This window comes from Serratia montpellierensis, assembly GCF_020858655.1.
Taxonomy (GTDB): Bacteria; Pseudomonadota; Gammaproteobacteria; order Enterobacterales; family Enterobacteriaceae; genus Serratia; species Serratia montpellierensis.
Genome location: NZ_VOSN01000013.1, coordinates 1 through 16312, shown reverse-complemented (window position 1 = coordinate 16312; position 16312 = coordinate 1). Strand labels below are relative to the sequence as shown.

General features: G+C 55.5%; 20 protein-coding genes and 1 pseudogene. 6 read left to right on the top strand and 15 right to left on the bottom strand.

The annotated features are described in order from the left end of the window. The first annotated feature begins 284 nt into the window (after nt 1-284). Both FUU19_RS11930 and FUU19_RS11925 read left to right on the top strand, forming a co-directional pair. Complete coding sequence (locus FUU19_RS11930) at nt 285-1523, top strand: hypothetical protein (RefSeq protein ID WP_230489748.1); 1239 nt, start codon at nt 285-287, stop codon at nt 1521-1523. A gap of 49 nt (nt 1524-1572) precedes the next feature. After that, complete coding sequence (locus tag FUU19_RS11925) at nt 1573-1968, top strand: SRPBCC family protein (RefSeq protein ID WP_230489746.1); 396 nt, start codon at nt 1573-1575, stop codon at nt 1966-1968. 6 nt (nt 1969-1974) lie between these two features. On the opposite strand, the gene FUU19_RS11920 is transcribed toward FUU19_RS11925, so the two are convergent. Further along, entirely contained in the window at nt 1975-3693 is a 1719-nt protein-coding gene (locus FUU19_RS11920; RefSeq protein ID WP_141968969.1) for a penicillin-binding transpeptidase domain-containing protein, read from the bottom strand. Between the two features lie 107 nt (nt 3694-3800). After that, nucleotides 3801-5726, bottom strand: coding sequence for a penicillin-binding protein 2 (gene mrdA, locus FUU19_RS11915; RefSeq protein WP_197834245.1), 1926 nt, complete (start codon nt 5724-5726; stop codon nt 3801-3803). A gap of 294 nt (nt 5727-6020) precedes the next feature. On the opposite strand from mrdA, the gene FUU19_RS11910 reads away from it, so the two are divergent. Next, nucleotides 6021-6302 carry a YjcB family protein gene (locus FUU19_RS11910; protein WP_230489744.1) on the top strand — a complete coding sequence of 94 codons (282 nt, stop codon included), beginning with the start codon at nt 6021-6023 and terminating at the stop codon, nt 6300-6302. A gap of 36 nt (nt 6303-6338) precedes the next feature. Here FUU19_RS11910 and FUU19_RS24715 read toward each other — a convergent pair whose 3' ends face one another. After that, on the bottom strand, nt 6339-6788 hold the full coding sequence (locus tag FUU19_RS24715; RefSeq protein WP_141968974.1) for a MarR family winged helix-turn-helix transcriptional regulator: 450 nt from the start codon (nt 6786-6788) through the stop codon (nt 6339-6341). Nucleotides 6789-7038: 250 nt separating this feature from the next. On the opposite strand from FUU19_RS24715, the gene FUU19_RS11900 reads away from it, so the two are divergent. Next, nucleotides 7039-8238, top strand: coding sequence for a multidrug efflux MFS transporter (locus tag FUU19_RS11900; RefSeq protein WP_141968976.1), 1200 nt, complete (start codon nt 7039-7041; stop codon nt 8236-8238). A 171-nt stretch (nt 8239-8409) separates the two neighbouring features. Here FUU19_RS11900 and FUU19_RS11895 read toward each other — a convergent pair whose 3' ends face one another. The 5 genes from FUU19_RS11895 to FUU19_RS11880 all read right to left on the bottom strand — a co-directional run bounded on the left by FUU19_RS11895 (nt 8410) and on the right by FUU19_RS11880 (nt 10991). Beyond that, a complete protein-coding gene (locus tag FUU19_RS11895) occupies nt 8410-8901 on the bottom strand; it encodes a nuclear transport factor 2 family protein (protein WP_047727596.1) in 492 nt (163 codons plus the stop codon). A gap of 9 nt (nt 8902-8910) precedes the next feature. Beyond that, on the bottom strand, nt 8911-9063 hold the full coding sequence (locus FUU19_RS24755) for a MoaF-related domain-containing protein (RefSeq protein WP_430726436.1): 153 nt from the start codon (nt 9061-9063) through the stop codon (nt 8911-8913). Next, complete coding sequence (locus FUU19_RS11890; RefSeq protein WP_230507133.1) at nt 9024-9362, bottom strand: hypothetical protein; 339 nt, start codon at nt 9360-9362, stop codon at nt 9024-9026. Before FUU19_RS11890 ends, FUU19_RS24755 begins: the two co-directional genes overlap by 40 nt. Before the next feature lie 307 nt (nt 9363-9669). After that, complete coding sequence (locus FUU19_RS11885) at nt 9670-10104, bottom strand: VOC family protein (RefSeq protein WP_230489741.1); 435 nt, start codon at nt 10102-10104, stop codon at nt 9670-9672. 17 nt (nt 10105-10121) lie between these two features. Beyond that, nucleotides 10122-10991 (bottom strand): helix-turn-helix domain-containing protein, encoded by an 870-nt coding sequence (locus FUU19_RS11880; RefSeq protein ID WP_096242226.1) that lies wholly within the window; start codon nt 10989-10991, stop codon nt 10122-10124. 181 nt (nt 10992-11172) lie between these two features. On the opposite strand from FUU19_RS11880, the gene FUU19_RS11875 reads away from it, so the two are divergent. Both FUU19_RS11875 and FUU19_RS11870 read left to right on the top strand, forming a co-directional pair. Beyond that, complete coding sequence (locus tag FUU19_RS11875; protein WP_197781498.1) at nt 11173-12090, top strand: DMT family transporter; 918 nt, start codon at nt 11173-11175, stop codon at nt 12088-12090. A 54-nt stretch (nt 12091-12144) separates the two neighbouring features. Continuing rightward, nucleotides 12145-13041 carry a PhzF family phenazine biosynthesis protein gene (locus FUU19_RS11870; protein WP_230489739.1) on the top strand — a complete coding sequence of 299 codons (897 nt, stop codon included), beginning with the start codon at nt 12145-12147 and terminating at the stop codon, nt 13039-13041. Nucleotides 13042-13120: 79 nt separating this feature from the next. On the opposite strand, the gene FUU19_RS11865 is transcribed toward FUU19_RS11870, so the two are convergent. From FUU19_RS11865 to FUU19_RS11835, 7 genes and pseudogenes are all read right to left on the bottom strand, one after another. After that, on the bottom strand, nt 13121-13489 hold the full coding sequence (locus tag FUU19_RS11865; RefSeq protein ID WP_230489738.1) for a hypothetical protein: 369 nt from the start codon (nt 13487-13489) through the stop codon (nt 13121-13123). 75 nt (nt 13490-13564) lie between these two features. Continuing rightward, entirely contained in the window at nt 13565-14032 is a 468-nt protein-coding gene (locus FUU19_RS11860) for a hypothetical protein (protein ID WP_197834249.1), read from the bottom strand. Nucleotide 14033: 1 nt separating this feature from the next. Beyond that, entirely contained in the window at nt 14034-14363 is a 330-nt protein-coding gene (locus FUU19_RS11855; protein WP_197834250.1) for a hypothetical protein, read from the bottom strand. 30 nt (nt 14364-14393) lie between these two features. After that, nucleotides 14394-14804 carry a hypothetical protein gene (locus FUU19_RS11850; protein WP_197834251.1) on the bottom strand — a complete coding sequence of 137 codons (411 nt, stop codon included), beginning with the start codon at nt 14802-14804 and terminating at the stop codon, nt 14394-14396. Nucleotides 14805-14807: 3 nt separating this feature from the next. Continuing rightward, nucleotides 14808-15320, bottom strand: a complete 513-nt coding sequence (locus tag FUU19_RS11845) for a hypothetical protein (RefSeq protein ID WP_230507132.1) — start codon at nt 15318-15320, stop codon at nt 14808-14810. Between the two features lie 110 nt (nt 15321-15430). Beyond that, nucleotides 15431-15799, bottom strand: a complete 369-nt coding sequence (locus FUU19_RS11840) for a hypothetical protein (protein ID WP_230489737.1) — start codon at nt 15797-15799, stop codon at nt 15431-15433. A gap of 14 nt (nt 15800-15813) precedes the next feature. Then, nucleotides 15814-16312, bottom strand: a pseudogene (locus FUU19_RS11835) (type IV secretion protein Rhs); the annotation flags it as partial.

Genomic DNA, 16312 nt, shown 5'->3' with positions numbered 1-16312 from the left:
ACACTACTATTTCAGCCTGCTGTGCCGCTCCCGCCGACCAAAACAACCCAATAATTGGTATTGACCGTCAACTCTCATTTTTATTTCTTGACTTGTTTAATACCGGATTTATAGTTTTCCCATTAAAAAAGAAACAAAGTCTCATATATTAACCGGCACTAAATTTAATATATGAAACGCTCGATAAAATCGTCTCAAATATAAAACCGATGAGCGTAAGCACCCTGTTCACAGGTGAAACTCGCTCGCCTTAATAAACAGTCTACTTTCTTCAGGGGCCAGGCATGCGCAAGATCACGCTTTGTTTTTTCCTTGTTTCACCAGTGAGTTATGCAACCGTCGCCGCATTGCCCAACGATGCTGCCGCCAGCGCGGCGCCGGTAAAAAAAAGCCGCCCGGCATTTCCGCATATTCATTGGCAAAGCGAGGATAATAAAAAGAATATTGATATCGGCGGCGCGCTGCGCGCCAATTATCGCTATGAAGACTGGCACAGCAGCAATTATCGGAATCCTCCGCATTTACGCTTTGACGCCTTTCGCATCGATGCCGCCGGCCAGGTCAACGACGCGTTTTTCGATAGCGGATTCTGGTTTCAGGATCGGCGCAAATACGCCATCGACCGCGCCTATGTCGGCTACCGCCTGTCTGAGCGCTCCGCCGTGCAGCTCGGCGCGCCGTTCAAACCGTTCGGCCTGATGCCCTACCCGCAGTTCGGCTGGTCGTACGGCATTCCGTTTTACCTCGGCTTTGGCGTCAACACCGGGCTGGGCGCCAAATACCAATACCAGCATGACGATTGGGACTTCGACGCCGCCTACTACCCGCGCATGATGCCGACCGGCGTGCGTTACGCCCCCGACGTCGCCAGCTACGACGATCTGAAAAACACCAACTATGCGTCACAGCACCTGCAGCGCAACGAAAAACGCGATCAGGTAAACCTGCGGCTGACGCGCGCTTTCCACCAGGGCGGCTGGGACAATGAGCTCGGCGGTTCGCTGGCGGCCTCGCGGCTCTACAACCAGGCGACCGGCGATAACGGCAGCTTCTGGGCGGCAGGCTTACATACGCTGGTGAATAACGATCCCTGGCATCTGTCCGGCCAGGTGATCCGCTACGGTTACGACGCCAAAGGCCCGGCCGGGGCCAACAATTCGGTGATCCTTATGGGGGGCAACGGCCTGACGCCGGCCTATCTGATCCCGTCGCAGGCCACCACCGCCGCCATCAACCTGGCGCGCGACGTCGACGTGCCCTGGGGGCCGGTGAAAAAGCTGCGGTTCTACAACGATTACAGCGTGCTCTGGAAGGACAGGCACGGCGGTTCCGACTCCAAAATGAATACGCTGGGGGTGCAAGTCTTCGCCATGCCGGTGATGCTGTGGGTGGATCTGACCTGGGCGCAGAATGCCAACCCGTGGGGCGGCGTGGAAAACGCCACCGGTTGGACCGGCACGCAATCCCCCGGCAGCAATAAATGGTATTTTCGTACCAACGTGAACATCGGTTACTACTTCTGAGTGCGGCGAGATCTACACTGAAGTATCGCCGCCAACCGGAGAAGCCACAATGCTGAGCGCGCAAACGCTGCATATCGCCATCAACCGCCCCTGTGACGAGGTGTACGCCTTTCTCAGCCGCCCGGAAAATTTCCCCTTGTGGGCCAAAGGGCTGGCCAACAGTTTACGGCAGGAAGATGAAGGCTGGGTGGCAGACACCCCGCAGGGGAAACTCCGTATTCGCTTCAGCGCGCCGAATGCCTTCGGCGTGCTGGATCATTGGGTGACGCTGCCGAACGGCAGCGTGGTCTACGTGCCGCTGCGCACGCTCGCCAACCGGCACGGCACCGAGGTGATCTTCACCCTGTTCCGCCAACCGGAGATGGACGACGCGATGTTCGCCCGCGACGCCGGGCTGGTCAACGCCGATCTGCAGGCGCTGAAGCGCCTGCTGGAATCGCGCTAATCCCCCTCATCCCTTGACCGACGACACCACGTTAAGCGGCTGGGCATCCGGCAGAATATTCATGTGTTCCAGCACCTGGGCCATGATCTTGCCGAACACCGGCCCGGCCACCGAACCGCCGAAGTGCTTGCCGGCTTTCGGGTTGTTGACCATCACCACCAGCGCCACCTGCGGATCGCTGGCCGGCGCCACGCCGGCGGTGTAGTTGATGTAGCCGCCGTCGTATTTGCCGCTCGGGCCCATTTTCTCGGCGGTACCGGTTTTGATCGCCAGCCGATAGCCCGGCACCGCGGCGCTCACCCCGCTGCCGCCCGGCAAGGCGTCGCTCTCCATCATATGCACCACGGATCGTACCGTATCCGCCGGCAGAATACGTTGCCCCATCACCGGCGGCGTCACCTTGGTGATCGACAGCGGCCGATAAATGCCGAAGGAACCGATAGCGGCGTACTCGCGCGCCATCTGCAGCGGCGTCACGCGCAGCCCATAGCCGAAGGAGAAGGTAGCGCGTTCGATATCGGCCCAGCGTTCGCGATGCTGCGGCAGATAGCCGCTGCTCTCATTGCCGATGCCAAGCTCGGTCGGCCGCCCCAGGCCAAAGCTGCGGTAGACCGCCGGCAGCACCGTGGCCGGCAGCGCCAGCGCAATGTGCGATACCGCGATGTCGCTCGATTTTTGCAGTACGCCGGTGATGGTCAACTTCGACCAGTGGCCGACGTCTTTGATCAGGTGACCGTTCACCCGATACGGCGTGGTGTCCAGCACCGTATCGGGCCGGATCAGCTTATGCTCCAGCCCCACCATCACCACCACCGGTTTCACCGTCGAGCCCGGTTCGAAGCTGTCGCTGCTGCACACGTTGCGAATGTCTTTCGCCGGGGTGCTGCCATAGTTGTTCGGGTTGAACGACGGGTAGCTGGCCATGCCAAGGATCTCGCCGGTGTCGATCTTGACCAGCACCGCACAGCCGGAGTCGGCCTGGTTGGCCACCACGCCGTCGCGGATCTGCGCATAGAGCACGTACTGGATAAATTTATCGATGCTGAGCGTCACGTTCGGCGGCGGCACCGGATCCACGCTTTTTAGCACACCGATCACCGCGCCGCTGCCGTCCTTCTGGTAGACCCGCAGGCCGTTTTTGCCCTGCAACAGCGGGTTGAAGCCCAGCTCGATGCCCTCCAGCCCCTGATTGTCCTGGCCGACGATGCCGATCAGCCCGGCGGCGTCCTGGCCCATCGGATAAAAGCGGCTGAAATCCTGCTCGGTGCTGACGCCGGTCAAGTGCAGTTTGCTGATGTAGGCGGCGTTGTCATCCTCCACCTTGCGCGCCAGATAGACGAAACGCTTGTGCGCGTTGCTCTGGATCAGATGCTGCACGTCCGCCAGCGGGATCTTCAGCACGTTGGCCATACTCTGCCAACGTTCGTTGCCGGTGTCGGTCTGGGTATCGAGAATGTGTTTTGGATCCAGCACGATGTCCTTGGACGACACGCTGACCGCCAGCGCCTCATTGTTGCGATCGGTGATCATGGCGCGGTTGGTCGGCACCACCTGGGTGCGGATCGAGCGCTGGTCTGCCTGATCCGCCAGCTGCTGGTGTTCCAGCAGCTGCAGGTAGCCGACTCTGAACGCCAACAGAAAAAAACAGACCAGTATGCCGGCGCAAATCCAGCCGAAACGAACTGTGGAATAGGTTTTACCGCTTTTTTTGGTCGATGGCGCCACTGTTGTGTTAACCCTGCGTTTTTATTCGGTTTATGGTGTTATTTCAGTCTACATTGCCGGAAATGGTCAGGAGATTGCAGTTTGTAAGAAAGTAAAAACAAACCGCATCACCGTTGCACATCTGCACTGTCGTTTAACTGCGGTTTACTTTGCGCCGGATCGCCGGGCTGCGGCGCGTTGGCCGGGTCGAAAATATGGTCGAGGATCGCGCGGGCGGTCGGCCCCGCCACCACGCCGTCGCCACCGCCGTTTTCCAGGATCAGCGCCATCGCCACCCGGGGGGTTTTGTAAGGCGCGAACAGCGTATAGAAGATGTGATCGCGCAGCCGCACCGGGATCATTTTGGCGTTGTAAGTCTGGTTTTGCTTCAGGCTGAACACCTGCGAGGTGCCGGATTTGGCGGCGATCTGATACGGCGCGGTGTGGAACAGTTTGTAACCGGTGCCGTTCGGCAGGTTGGCCATGCCGTACATGCCGTTGCGCACGATGCCCCAGTAAGGCGAGTGGGGATCGCCGATCTGCGCCGCTTGCGCCGGCGGCTGATAGCGTGTGACCCGGTTGCCCTGCTGCAGCGAATACAGCAGGTGCGGCGTTTTCACCTGGCCGTTGTTGATCAGCGTGGTCAGCGCTTTCACCATCTGGATCGGCGTCGCCACCCAATACCCCTGGCCGATGCCCACCGAAACCGTATCCCCCTGATACCAGCCTTTTTTGTGCACCTTCAGCTTCCAGTCGCGGCTCGGCAGCACGCCGCGGTACTCTTCGTTCAGATCGATGCCGGTGGACTGGCCGTAGCCGAACTGGCTCAGCCAGTGGTGAATACGATCGATGCCCATCTCATACGCCACCTGATAAAAGAAGGTGTCGGCGGACTCCTCGATCGCTTTGGTGACGTTGAGCATGCCGTGGCCGGTTTTCAGCCAGTCACGGTAGCGGCGCTCGGTGCCGGGCAGCGTCCAGGTCGGCGCGCCGAAAAAGGTGGTGGTGGGCGTGATCACCCCGGCGAACAGCGCAGAAACGGCCATGTAGGGCTTCACCGTCGACGCCGGCGGGTACAAGCCCTGAGTGACGCGGTTGATCAGCGGCAGATCCGGGTTGGTCAGCAGCGTCTTATAGGCCTGATAGCCGATGCCTTTGACGAAAGGATTGGGATCGTAGCTGGGGCTGGAGACCATCGCCAGGATGCCGCCGTCGCGCGGATCTTCCACCACCACCGCGGCGCGCTGCCCCTTCAGCACCGATTCGATGTACTGCTGCAGCGGCAAATCCAGCGTCAGGTAGATGTTCTTGCCGGCCTTCGGCGGCTGCTCCTTCAGCAGGCGGATCACCCGCCCGTGGTTATCCACCTCCACCTCCTGATAGCCGGTGGTGCCGTGCAGTTCGGACTCGTAATAGGCCTCGATGCCCTGTTTGCCGATGTTGCGGTCGGCGGCATAGTTCTCGCTCAGCCCGGCCTTGTCCAGGCGTTTGAGATCGCTGTCGTTGATCTTCGACACATAGCCCAGTACGTGTGCCAGCTGGGCGCCGTAAGGATATTCACGCTGTTGATAGGTATCGATCGTCACCCCGTCGAAACGGTATTGATTGACGGCAAAGCGCGCCACTTCGGTGTCGCTCAGCCCGGTTTTTAGCGTCACCGGCTTGTAACGGCTGTTGTGGTGCATGTCATCGCGAAACGCGCTGATGTCCTCCGGCGTCAGGTCGACGATCGGCGTCAGCGCCTGCAGCAGCGCCGCCATGTCGGTGATTTTGCTGGGCGTGATCTCGATGCGATACAGTGTCACGTTTCGCACCAGCGGAGTACCGTTACGATCGAAGATCAGCCCGCGGCTGGGGGCGATCGGCAGCATCTTGATGTCATTCTGGTTGGAGCGCGTCTGGTAAAAGCCGTGCTGGCGGATTTGCAGCCGGTAGAGGTTGACGATCAATACGCCGAAGCAGACCACCACCAGCGCCAGCGCCACGCCTGCCCGGCGGATAAACAGCCTTTCTTCCGCAGAGTGGTCGCGAATTGTTTCTTTTAACAGGGCCATGCAGTGCCGGTACCTTTTGCGTCACATTTCCCCGCAAAATCAGGGAGCTGAAAAGCCGGCAAGCATAGCGTTATCGGGCGCGACGCCCCATGAAAAGGTTGCTAATGAAATGGCATAACTGTTTCAGCATATTGGAATGTTACCGGCGGCGATTTTTTCACCGCGATCCCCATTGAGCCGCCGTTCGCCCCAATGCTACAATGTGATATAAATCACATTATTCCCGTTATCCCCCCGCATTTCCCTGTCGGCGCCCTGCCGGATGCGGCTTTTTGTTACATAGGATCGAGTTCGATGAGTACCATTGCCACCGGTTTAGTCATGATGCGCTGGGATTTGCTGAGCGCCGTGATGATGTTCTTCGCCAGCCAGTTAAACGTCGTTTGCCGTAAAACCAGCCGTAACGGCATGGCGTTCATGTTCAGCAGCCTGGGCCTGTTTACCGCCTGCTGGTTCGTGATGGGCCTGATGGGCATCCACCTTACCCTGGAAGCCTTCACCCAGTTCTGGTCATCGGCCTGGGATCGCTACGTGGACGTGGTCAGCACCATGCCGGTCGATTGGCCGATGCCGTAATCTCGCCGCGGGGGCGGCGCACCGGCCGCCCAGCGATTATTCCGCGTCCGTTGACGGCGCCGCCGCCAGCCGCGCCATCAACGCCCCCGCCTCAATCAACAGCGCCTGCTCCCGCTCCGTTAAACAGCTCTCCATCGCCGCCAACAGCCACGCCTCACGCCGGCTGCGGCTTTGCTCCAGCAGGCCCAGCCCGGCGGACGTCAGGCGCACCCGCACCCGGCGTTTGTCTTCGGCATCCGGCGTGCGCACCAGCAGCCCGTCGGCCTCCAGCTCACGCAACGCGGCCGCCAGGTTAGAGGAACGCATGCGCTCCGATTCCGCCAGCAGCGACGGCGTCGCCTCGCCGCCGTGGCGATCGATAGCCCCCAACAGCATTAGCTGGGCCCAGGATTTTTCGTCGCTGCGCGACTCGCGCCGCAAACGGCGCACCAGCGACATTAACTGCGTGCGCAGCAGCGACACGTCTTCAGGGTGATCTTTTTTCATTGGCATCATCTAGCGTTCAGTTTATCCCTGCTTTCACACCGCCGGATCGCGCGGTGCCCTTCCTGGCTACCGCGCCGCTCTGGCTTAACCTAGTTACCTATGATAATATAGCTATTAATATATAGCAAAAAAGACACTGCATCGGCAGGGTTACGTTTGCTCACGCATTTGCTCCTCGCCGATTAATTTGCAGTGTTATTATTATTTTGCTTAATAAATCCCTCCTTATTCAACGTGGTACGGTAAGCCGATGGAAGCGTGGAAAGTCAATCTGATCTCGGTCTGGCTCGGGTGTTTCTTCACCGGGCTGGCGATGAGCCAAATCCTCCCTTTTCTGCCGCTGTACGTCGAACAGCTCGGCGTCAGCGATCACCAATCCCTCAGCCTGTGGTCCGGGCTGGTGTTCAGCGGCACCTTTTTGGTCTCGGCGGTGGTCTCGCCGCTGTGGGGCAGCCTGGCCGACCGCAAAGGCCGCAAGCTGATGCTGCTGCGCGCCTCGCTGGGCATGGCGATCGTCATCGCGCTGCAGGGGCTGGCCACCAACGTCTGGCAGCTGTTCGCGCTGCGCGCCCTGATGGGGCTGACGTCCGGCTATATTCCCAACGCCATGGCGCTGGTCGCCTCGCAGGCGCCGCGCGATAAAAGCGGCTGGGCGCTGGGCACGCTCTCTACCGGGCAGATCTCCGGCGTGATCGCCGGGCCGCTTTTGGGCGGGCTGATGGCCGATCATCTGGGGCTGCGGGTGGTGTTTTTCGTCACCGCCGGGCTGATGTTCGTCAGCTTCCTGGTGACGCTGTTCCTGATTAAAGAGCGGCGCATCACGGTGAAAAAAGCGGATCAGCTGAGCGGCAAGGCGGTATTCCGTTCGCTGCCCTATCCGACGCTGATCGTCACGCTGTTCGTTTGTACCCTGATGATCCAGCTGGCTAACTCGTCCATCAGCCCGATCCTGACGCTGTTCATCCGCGAGCTGTCGGGCGACGTCAGCAATATCGCCTTTGTCAGCGGCATGATCGCCGCCGTGCCTGGCATTGCGGCGCTGATCTCGGCGCCGCGCCTCGGGCGGCTCGGCGATCGCATCGGCACCGCGCGCATCCTGATCGCCGCGCTGCTGTTCACCACCGGCCTGTTCGCCGTGATGGCCTGGGTCAATACGCCATTACAGCTGGGCATTCTGCGCTTCCTGCTGGGTTTTGCCGACGGCGCGCTGATGCCGGCGGTGCAGGCATTGCTGCTGAGGTATTCCTCCGATCAGGTGACCGGGCGCATCTTCGGTTATAACCAATCCTTCATGTACCTGGGCAACGTGGTCGGCCCGCTGCTGGGATCGGGCATTTCGGCGATGATGGGGTTCCGCTGGGTGTTCGCCGTCACGGCGGTATTGGTGCTTTGCAATGCGCTGCAGCTGCGCCGTCAGTTCAAAAAAGTGGAGAGTCAACGCGCGGGATAACGGGAAATGCGGGGAAACGCCTCAAGCAGTGGTGGGACAATGACGCCCATCAACCGTTCCACCACTGCCAAAGGCGGCCGTAGCCTACTCGACGCGGCGGTCATTTAATATTTATGTAAGTAAATAAAGTGTTGCGGGCGTGTTGAGGGCCGCCGCAGCGGCCCTTGCGGATCAGAACATGGTATTGTCGTTGGCCGATTTTTCCGGCACATCCTGATTGACGTCCCAATGCTCGGTGATTTTCCCCTGATCGTTCACCCGATAAATATCCACGCTGGCGGTGCCGCGATCCTGCGGGTTATTTTGGTATTTGACGTGAACGTAGACCAGATCGCCGTTGACCGCACTGCGGTATATTTTGGCGCTGTACTGCGGATTGTCTTTAAAGGTCTGGCTGAAGAAATCCAGGAACGGCTTGATGCCGTCGCCGACGAACGGGTTATGCTGCTTGTAGTTTTCCACAATCAGCCTCTGCGCCACGCCGATGTCGTGACGGTTGAAGAAGCCCGCGTACAGATCCTCCACCACCTTCAGCTTCTGCTGGGCATGATGATAGCCGCCTTTGCCGGCCGATTTGTAAGACGCCGCCTGATCCGTTGACAGCGCCGGGTAACTCGCCAGCAAGCCGCCGACGATCGCACAGGTGATCAATGCCTTTTTCATAACTGCTCCTTATTTTCCTGAGTGACCTACGATTTTCAGCTGCCCTTTCAGATGGGTGAAGCTGCCGTCCTTGGCGGCGATGTTGGTGTACACCTCGCCGCGCTCAAAGTCCTCGATATGCGTCACGTTGTCGCCGGACTGCGGTTCGTGCCAATAAACCATGTAAACCTTCGGCCGAATCTCCACTGCGGTGTACTGCACCGTATCGGTATGCCCTGCGACGCCTCGCCGATACCGGTGAAGGTCATGGTCTTGTCATCGGTAAAATCCAGCTTGAAGGCGAAATCGCCGAAGGTCACCTGCACCACTTTACCGACCGCAATGAACTGCCCGTGTTTTTCCGTCATCGTCGCCGCCTTACTGTTTGTCAGGGAGGGTTGCGCCGCCGTAGCGGCAGGCAATGCCAGGGGGAAAGTCAGGGCTATCGCCAACGCGATGCCCGTTCGCTTCACTGTTTTCATCGTTCCTTCTCCTTTCCGTGGTTGAAAACGAGAATCATTATTATTTCTTAAGGGTTGGCGGAAATATAAGAATAATCTCTATTCCCATCAGGCACCTGGCGGCAAAAAAAGACGGGGGAAAATCGCCGTAAAATGGCATGGCAATAGCGCGTTCTGGCCCTTGGTTTTTACGCAATGAACGGGATTACTGCTTTCACGGAAGGAAACAACTCGGGGATTCGATAGGTCTATAGCGCAGATCGCTTTAAGCTAATGCGTATTTGTTCTTAGGCCGCCGCCGCTGCAAAGACGGCGAACGGCACGGCGTTTAACGCAGCCAGGGGGTATGGGTGACGCCAACCAGCAAGCCTTCCGGGCTAAGCAAACGGGTAACGCTTTGCCCCCACGGCTCTTCGCGATTGGCGACCAACAGCCGATAACCGCGATCGACCAGCCCCTGGGTGGCTACCGCCATGTCGGCCACGTCAAACTCGATCCATGCCTGCGGCACCGCGAGATCCGCCGGCCAGCGATCGTCGCCAAAGCAGGACTGCGCCGCCTGCGCCAGCGGCCATAGGGCAAAATGCTTCACCCCGTCCAGCGCGCCTTGCTCCGACAGCAGATAGGTTTCGTTGCCCGGCATCGGCTTGAGCGGCAGCCCCAGCGCCTCGACATAAAACGCCTTGCTCTCGTCGTTCTCACGCGTGATGGGCCCGAATCCGGCGACAAACAACACGCCCAGCCCGGCAAACTGTTGATCCATGCTGCACTCCCTTTCGGTTAGCGCCCCAGCCGCACCTGCAGCGGAGCAAATCCATAGGCCGCCTTGAAGCGGTTGCTGAAATGGCTGGCGGAACTGAAGCCGCACGCCAGCGCGATCTCGGTGATCGGCTGTTGGCTATGCCGCAACAGCTGTTCCGCCCGCTGCAGCCGGGCGCGCATCACGAACTGGTGCGGCGCCAGGCCGGTGGCGTGCTTGAACATGCGGGCGAAATGGTATTCGCTCAACCCGGCCTGCGCCGCCAGATCCGCCAACAGCAAAGGCCGATCGAGGTGGCTTGCGATATATTCCCGCACCCGCCGGGCTACCGCAGGAGCCAGGCCGCCGCGCACCGGCGGCAGCTTCCACTGCAGCTGGCTGTAACGCTGGATCAGGTGTGACATCAGCAGGTTCGACGCGCTGCTGAGCGCCAGCAGATTGGCGCTGTCCTGCCAATCGCAGTTGAGCAAAAACTGGCGGTACAGCAGCGTGATCTGCGGATCTTCGCCGAAGCTGCGCTGCTCCACGTTGATCGCCGCCGGGCTGCGATCCCAGGTCTGCTCCGCCAGCTGCCGCAGATGCCCATCGGTGCAATACAGGTGCACGAACGACAGATCGCTGCGCACATCCCAGGTGGAGGCGTATTGGCGCGGCATGATGCAGAACCGATCCGGCCCGCCGCCGTTGCGCCAGCCGCCCGGCACCTGCTGGTAGCACTCATAGCCGTCGGCGACGTACAGGCTCAGGGTATGGTGGTCGGCGCTTTCCTGCGTGACGCGATCGTTGCAGTTGGACCAGGCGGCCAGCTCCACACCGGTGCCCAGCAGCACGCTGCCGTGCAGCCGCGCCTTGTGCTCACGCAGTGTTTCAAACGCCTGATAGTTGGACATCGCCGGCCCCGTTGTTCGACATGCCGACAGTGTAAAGAGTGGCGCCGCCGCATACCAGCCGCCGCCCCGCGCTTTTGGCAAAAAAAGCGCAAGAATATGCAACTGAGCGCAAAGCGCTGCAAGCGCCGCCGCGCGCCAAAGCGGATACTGCGCCATCGGTTTTTTCGGAGTAACAAATAGAATGAATGCGCTGTTGTACCTCGCCGTGGTGCTGATTTGGGGCACCACCTGGATTGCGATCACCCTGCAACAGGAAGGGCCGGTGGCCATTCCCGTCTCGATCGCTTACCGCTTCGCCATTGCCGCCGCGGTGATGTTCGCCGTGCTGTTGCTAACGCGCCGCCTGCGCCGCCTCGCCCCGCGCGATCATCTGTTCTGCGTGCTGCAGGGCTGCTGCGTATTCGGCTTCAACTTCTTCTGCTTCTACCACGCGGCGGCTTATATCAGCAGCGGGCTGGAATCGGTGATCTTCTCGATGGCGGTGCTGTTCAACGCCCTTAACAGCCTGCTGTTTTTCCGCCAGCGCCCCAGCCCCAACCTGCTGCCGGCGGCGCTGCTGGGGTTGACCGGCATCGTGGCGCTGTTCTGGCAAGATCTGGCCGCCACCCGCATGGCGCCGGAGCTGCTTAAAGGCATCGGCCTGAGTGCGCTCGGCACCTACGGTTTCTCGCTGGGCAACATGATCAGCACGCGCCATCAGCGCCGCGGGCTGGATATCTTTTCCACCAATACCTACGCCATGACCTACGGCGCGCTGTTGATGGCGCTGATCGCCTGGGCGCAGGGCGCATCGTTCCAGATGGAATACAGCAGCCGCTATATCGGCTCCCTGCTGTACCTGGCGATCTTCGGATCGGTGATCGCCTTCGCCGCTTACTTCAGCCTGCTCGGCCGCATCGGCGCCGGCGCGGCGGCCTACAGCACCCTGTTGTTCCCGCTGGTGGCGCTGACCATCTCAACGATCTACGAAGGCTATCAGTGGCACTTCAACGCCGTGCTGGGCCTGTGCCTGATCCTGCTGGGCAACCTGGTGATGTTCGCCAAGCCGACGCTGAAATGGCGGCGGGCGGGTATCTCAAAACAAAACTCAACCCTTTGAAGCCATTGGCGAATATCGTTATCATCAGGTTTTGTTGATAATGGATGATGGCAAATGCTCAGAAGTGATGATGTGACACCCCGCGCCTACAAACAGGTGGACGTGTTTACCCGTACGCCGCTGCAGGGCAACCCCGTGGCGGTGGTGCTGGAGGCCGAAGGGCTGAACGACGCGCAGATGCTGGCATTGGCCCGTTGGACCAACCTTTCGGAAACCACCTTCGTGCTTAAACCGACGCACCCGGCGGCGGATTATAAGGTGCGCATCTTCACTACCGAAAAAGAGCTGCCCTTCGCCGGCCACCCGACGCTGGGCACCGCCCACGCCCTGCTGGAAGCCGGATTGGCACCTAAACGGCCTGGAACGGTGATGCAGGAATGCGGCGTCGGCCTGGTGGCGGTCAATATCCAGCCGGAAGGCACCTTGGCGTTCGCCGCGCCCGAAGTTGAGTTTCGCCCAATGGCGGCTGAGGAAACAGAACGGCTGATGGCCGCTTTACGGCCCGCGGTGATTGAAGGAGGCCCCCTGCCGGTGATTGTCGAGATGGGCATCCGCTGGCTGATGGTGCGCCTGCCGGACGCACCATCCTGCCTGGCGGTAACGCCGGATCAGGCCACGATTAAACAGCTGCAAACGGCGTGTGATGTGGATGGCGTGGTGATCTATGGCCCCTGCTCCGCAACCGAACCGGCCGATTACGAAATGCGCGCGTTTATGGTGGAATGCGGCGCCTTGATTGAAGATCCGGTGACCGGCAGCGCCAACGCCTGTCTGGCGCGCTTATTGAAGGCCAACCGCTTTCCCGACGGCGGCCAGACCGCACAGGGCTACCAGGTGCGCCAGGGCACCCAACTGAATCGAGATGGCCGCGTGAGCGTGCGCTTTATTGACGGCGAACCCTGGATCGGCGGGCACTGCCGCACCCTGATTAATGGCATATTGGGTATTTAGTTTTGGGGGATGTAGGATAAGGAAGGCGTTGGACATTTGGAGGGATGTTTGAGCCTATCGGGTCGCGATTCATGAATTGCTAAAAAAAGCTTTCCTCTGCTAAGTTATGTTCTTTCCTGTATTGCACATCCCAGTCAAAGTAGCCATCAGGCTGTTTGGATTCTACGCCTTTCAGCCAATACTGTTCACCATAAGCTATCCGCATTGCCCAATGATATTCAATTTCATGACTCCTGAGACAGACAGCCGTATAACTTCTGATAGGCTTGCACACTAAGCTCGATGATAAAACCAATAACTCCGCGTCACTTTCAGACTTTTGCGCATATTTAACAATGATCGCTTTAAGCATTTCCACCCAAGTATAAAAATTGGAAACTACAGTTTCATTCGAGTCATTCTCATCTCGAAAAAGGATACCATCAACCAGACTAGATTTGTTAATCATTGGTAACCTCCATCAAATTAAAAACTCATTGATTATTAGGTTTAATACTAATAATGTCAATTAGAAAAACATCACTCATTTATTTCTCAGAAAAATATCATTGTCAGCGATACCGAAGTCAAGATAAAAACCCAACGTGGATTTTATATGCAGCCGACCGTTTAACCTTATAACATCAAAAAATGGGTTAGAGGTCGTAGAGTACATGAACCATTTCAATTTATTATACTTATCTGCTCTGACAATAAAACCATCACTCCCCATTTCGCCCTCCCCGCAAAATAAAACGTCACCATCAGGAAGCAATACCTTGTTATTTATTTGAATTTCAGACCACAAATTATCACATTTCTTAATGAGTGAGCTTAACGAAATAACACTCCCATATGAAATGCCATACTCCTTATTAAAAGTATTTTTGAAACCATCACTTTCTTCAGAGTAAATATTTATCTCTCTTGCTGTATTGTTTTTACTTGCAATGAGATCCACTCCAATTAACTGACCACGCTCCCATTTCTCTTGTATTTTCTTGATGTCCATTTTAATTCCCGCCAATTATTTTATCAATTTTTGACCGCCACAAAAACACCCACCTATTTTCCAATGCCACAGAGTAGTTTTCAATTAAATAATAGTCATTTTCATCATTATGGGATGTAAAACACTGATCAACACCATTGACAATCCATGATAGCAAATTTAAAACATCCTTATCACATTCGTTTTCTTTTAAAAACGCCTCTGAATTATTTATTAAGTCACTTAACAGCTTTTCATCAAAGAACGACCTCTCAAAAAGCGAGTAGCAAAAAGTCCCTTCAATCAAGTCATTTTTATTATTCATAACATCAAGCTTTAATTCCTTGCTCACATTGAACTCCTAATCATTCCATGGTTTTTTCTATGAAATCAAAAAGCCAAAAAAACTCTTCGGCTCTAAATACAGTGAATTTTCATTGTCACCATCTTTATACCTGGCGATGAACACTGAGAACGGTTCTTCACTATAATTCACTGCAATTATTTTAACTTCCCGTTCAGTTTTAAAAGCTTGTGAATAGATTGACATCATGGAAAATTGATCATCCACATCTACTTCAAACCACGGAGAGATGTTTTCAACTAAATGTGAATAAACAATCCCATCATTACCGATGTAAACCTCAAAAATAGCCTCACCAGATATAAAGTAAACCCTGTCATACATCGGGTGAAAAACCGGCGGCATATCCGAATCTATGTAGCCAGTGACAACTATATCACTGACCCCAAATTTAATCACATGCTCACTAAACTTACTCACATACTCCATAAGCTATCGCCAGAATGAAAAATCAGATACGAAAATTTCGTTTATTGTCAACCCACTAGGAATATGGCTTATCGCATCGGCGATCTCATCATATGGAGGTGGGAGTATAAACGAAACGCCAAAGTCATCATCAATAATAATTGAACCATTGTATATTTTCTGTGAAACCGTCAGCTTGATTATATCTGTTATTTCCATTCCGGGGAATATGATTCCATTGTAGCTCCCTTGATAATGAGCATTACATCCAAGTGACAAAATGACACCGTCTTTATCAGTTATGACGGATAAGGTATTATCGACTGTATATGACTTTCGCTCACTCCCGTCAGGTAGGAAGTGTTTTTTAACTGTAATGCTAAATCTGGAGTACATTTCATTAATATATAGTGAAATATTTTCATTTAGAATGATATTACCTATAGAAGCACCCGACACGATCCTAGCGTTAAAATCAATAATGTTAGATACCGTAATATTAAGTGATTTATCGATGTGTACAGATGGATATTTCAAAATTATTAAACCTGATCTTTTAGATACTTTTCACTCTAGACATTTAGAACCGACTGAGAACTGTCGGCTCTAACGCAGATTTAGAAATGGTTACATTGTTAACGTGAACACTAAGAGTCAGGATAGACGACTCTATAATCCTCATCCCTATGAAGCTTAGTCCAAATTCCATCCTTCCACTTCACATCTCCATCTCTTAGTATTTTTTTTATTTTTCTCTCAAAGTCTGGATTAAAAAAATCATTAGATTTTATTTTCACGTCGATCACATGATTATCATCACAAAGAACATCCCCTAATCTATCAACTCTATCTATAACCTCTATATTATAATCATCTAGTTCTGCCTTTGCCACATAGCGGCCCTTATCATCTTCACAAGGAAGTGAAACACCAAACGCCCTTTCCAGCTTAATAAGCAGCACATCAAATGGAATGTCTTCCAATAATAAAATACCTAATTGCCTATTCTCGTTCACAGCCACTCTCCATTTCATGAACATCCGGAACGCCCTAACCTTCTTTGGACGTCGCCTTTTCTAGCCAGATCATCTAACTCATGGGTGTAGAACACTCTAAACCCAAATGGTTCATTTCTTAATCCTGGGAATTTCTGCCTTAACTTCGAATCGATAGACTCCTCTATTGATTTCATCCCCCCAAGCTTAGATGCGCCCCGGCGTCTGTTCCTAAACTCAGGTGAACTCGCTAAGTAATCCGACTTAATAAATCCATCAACATCGAAATCATTCATGTTAATAGGTCTAGCAATCGCAGGATCATGGGACTTACTTATTCCACTTGCAGCACTACCTCTATATCCAACGGTTGCGTTTGGATCTATCTTCTGTATAGCAGGAAGATGTTCCAATAGAATCTCATCAATTTGTTGCTGAAGGCTATTTAAGCCACTAAGTCCTAGAGGATCTATCCATCCCAAAGGATTTGGAGCATATCTATAAAGGTTCAACCCGCCGCGCAGCCCTATCGGA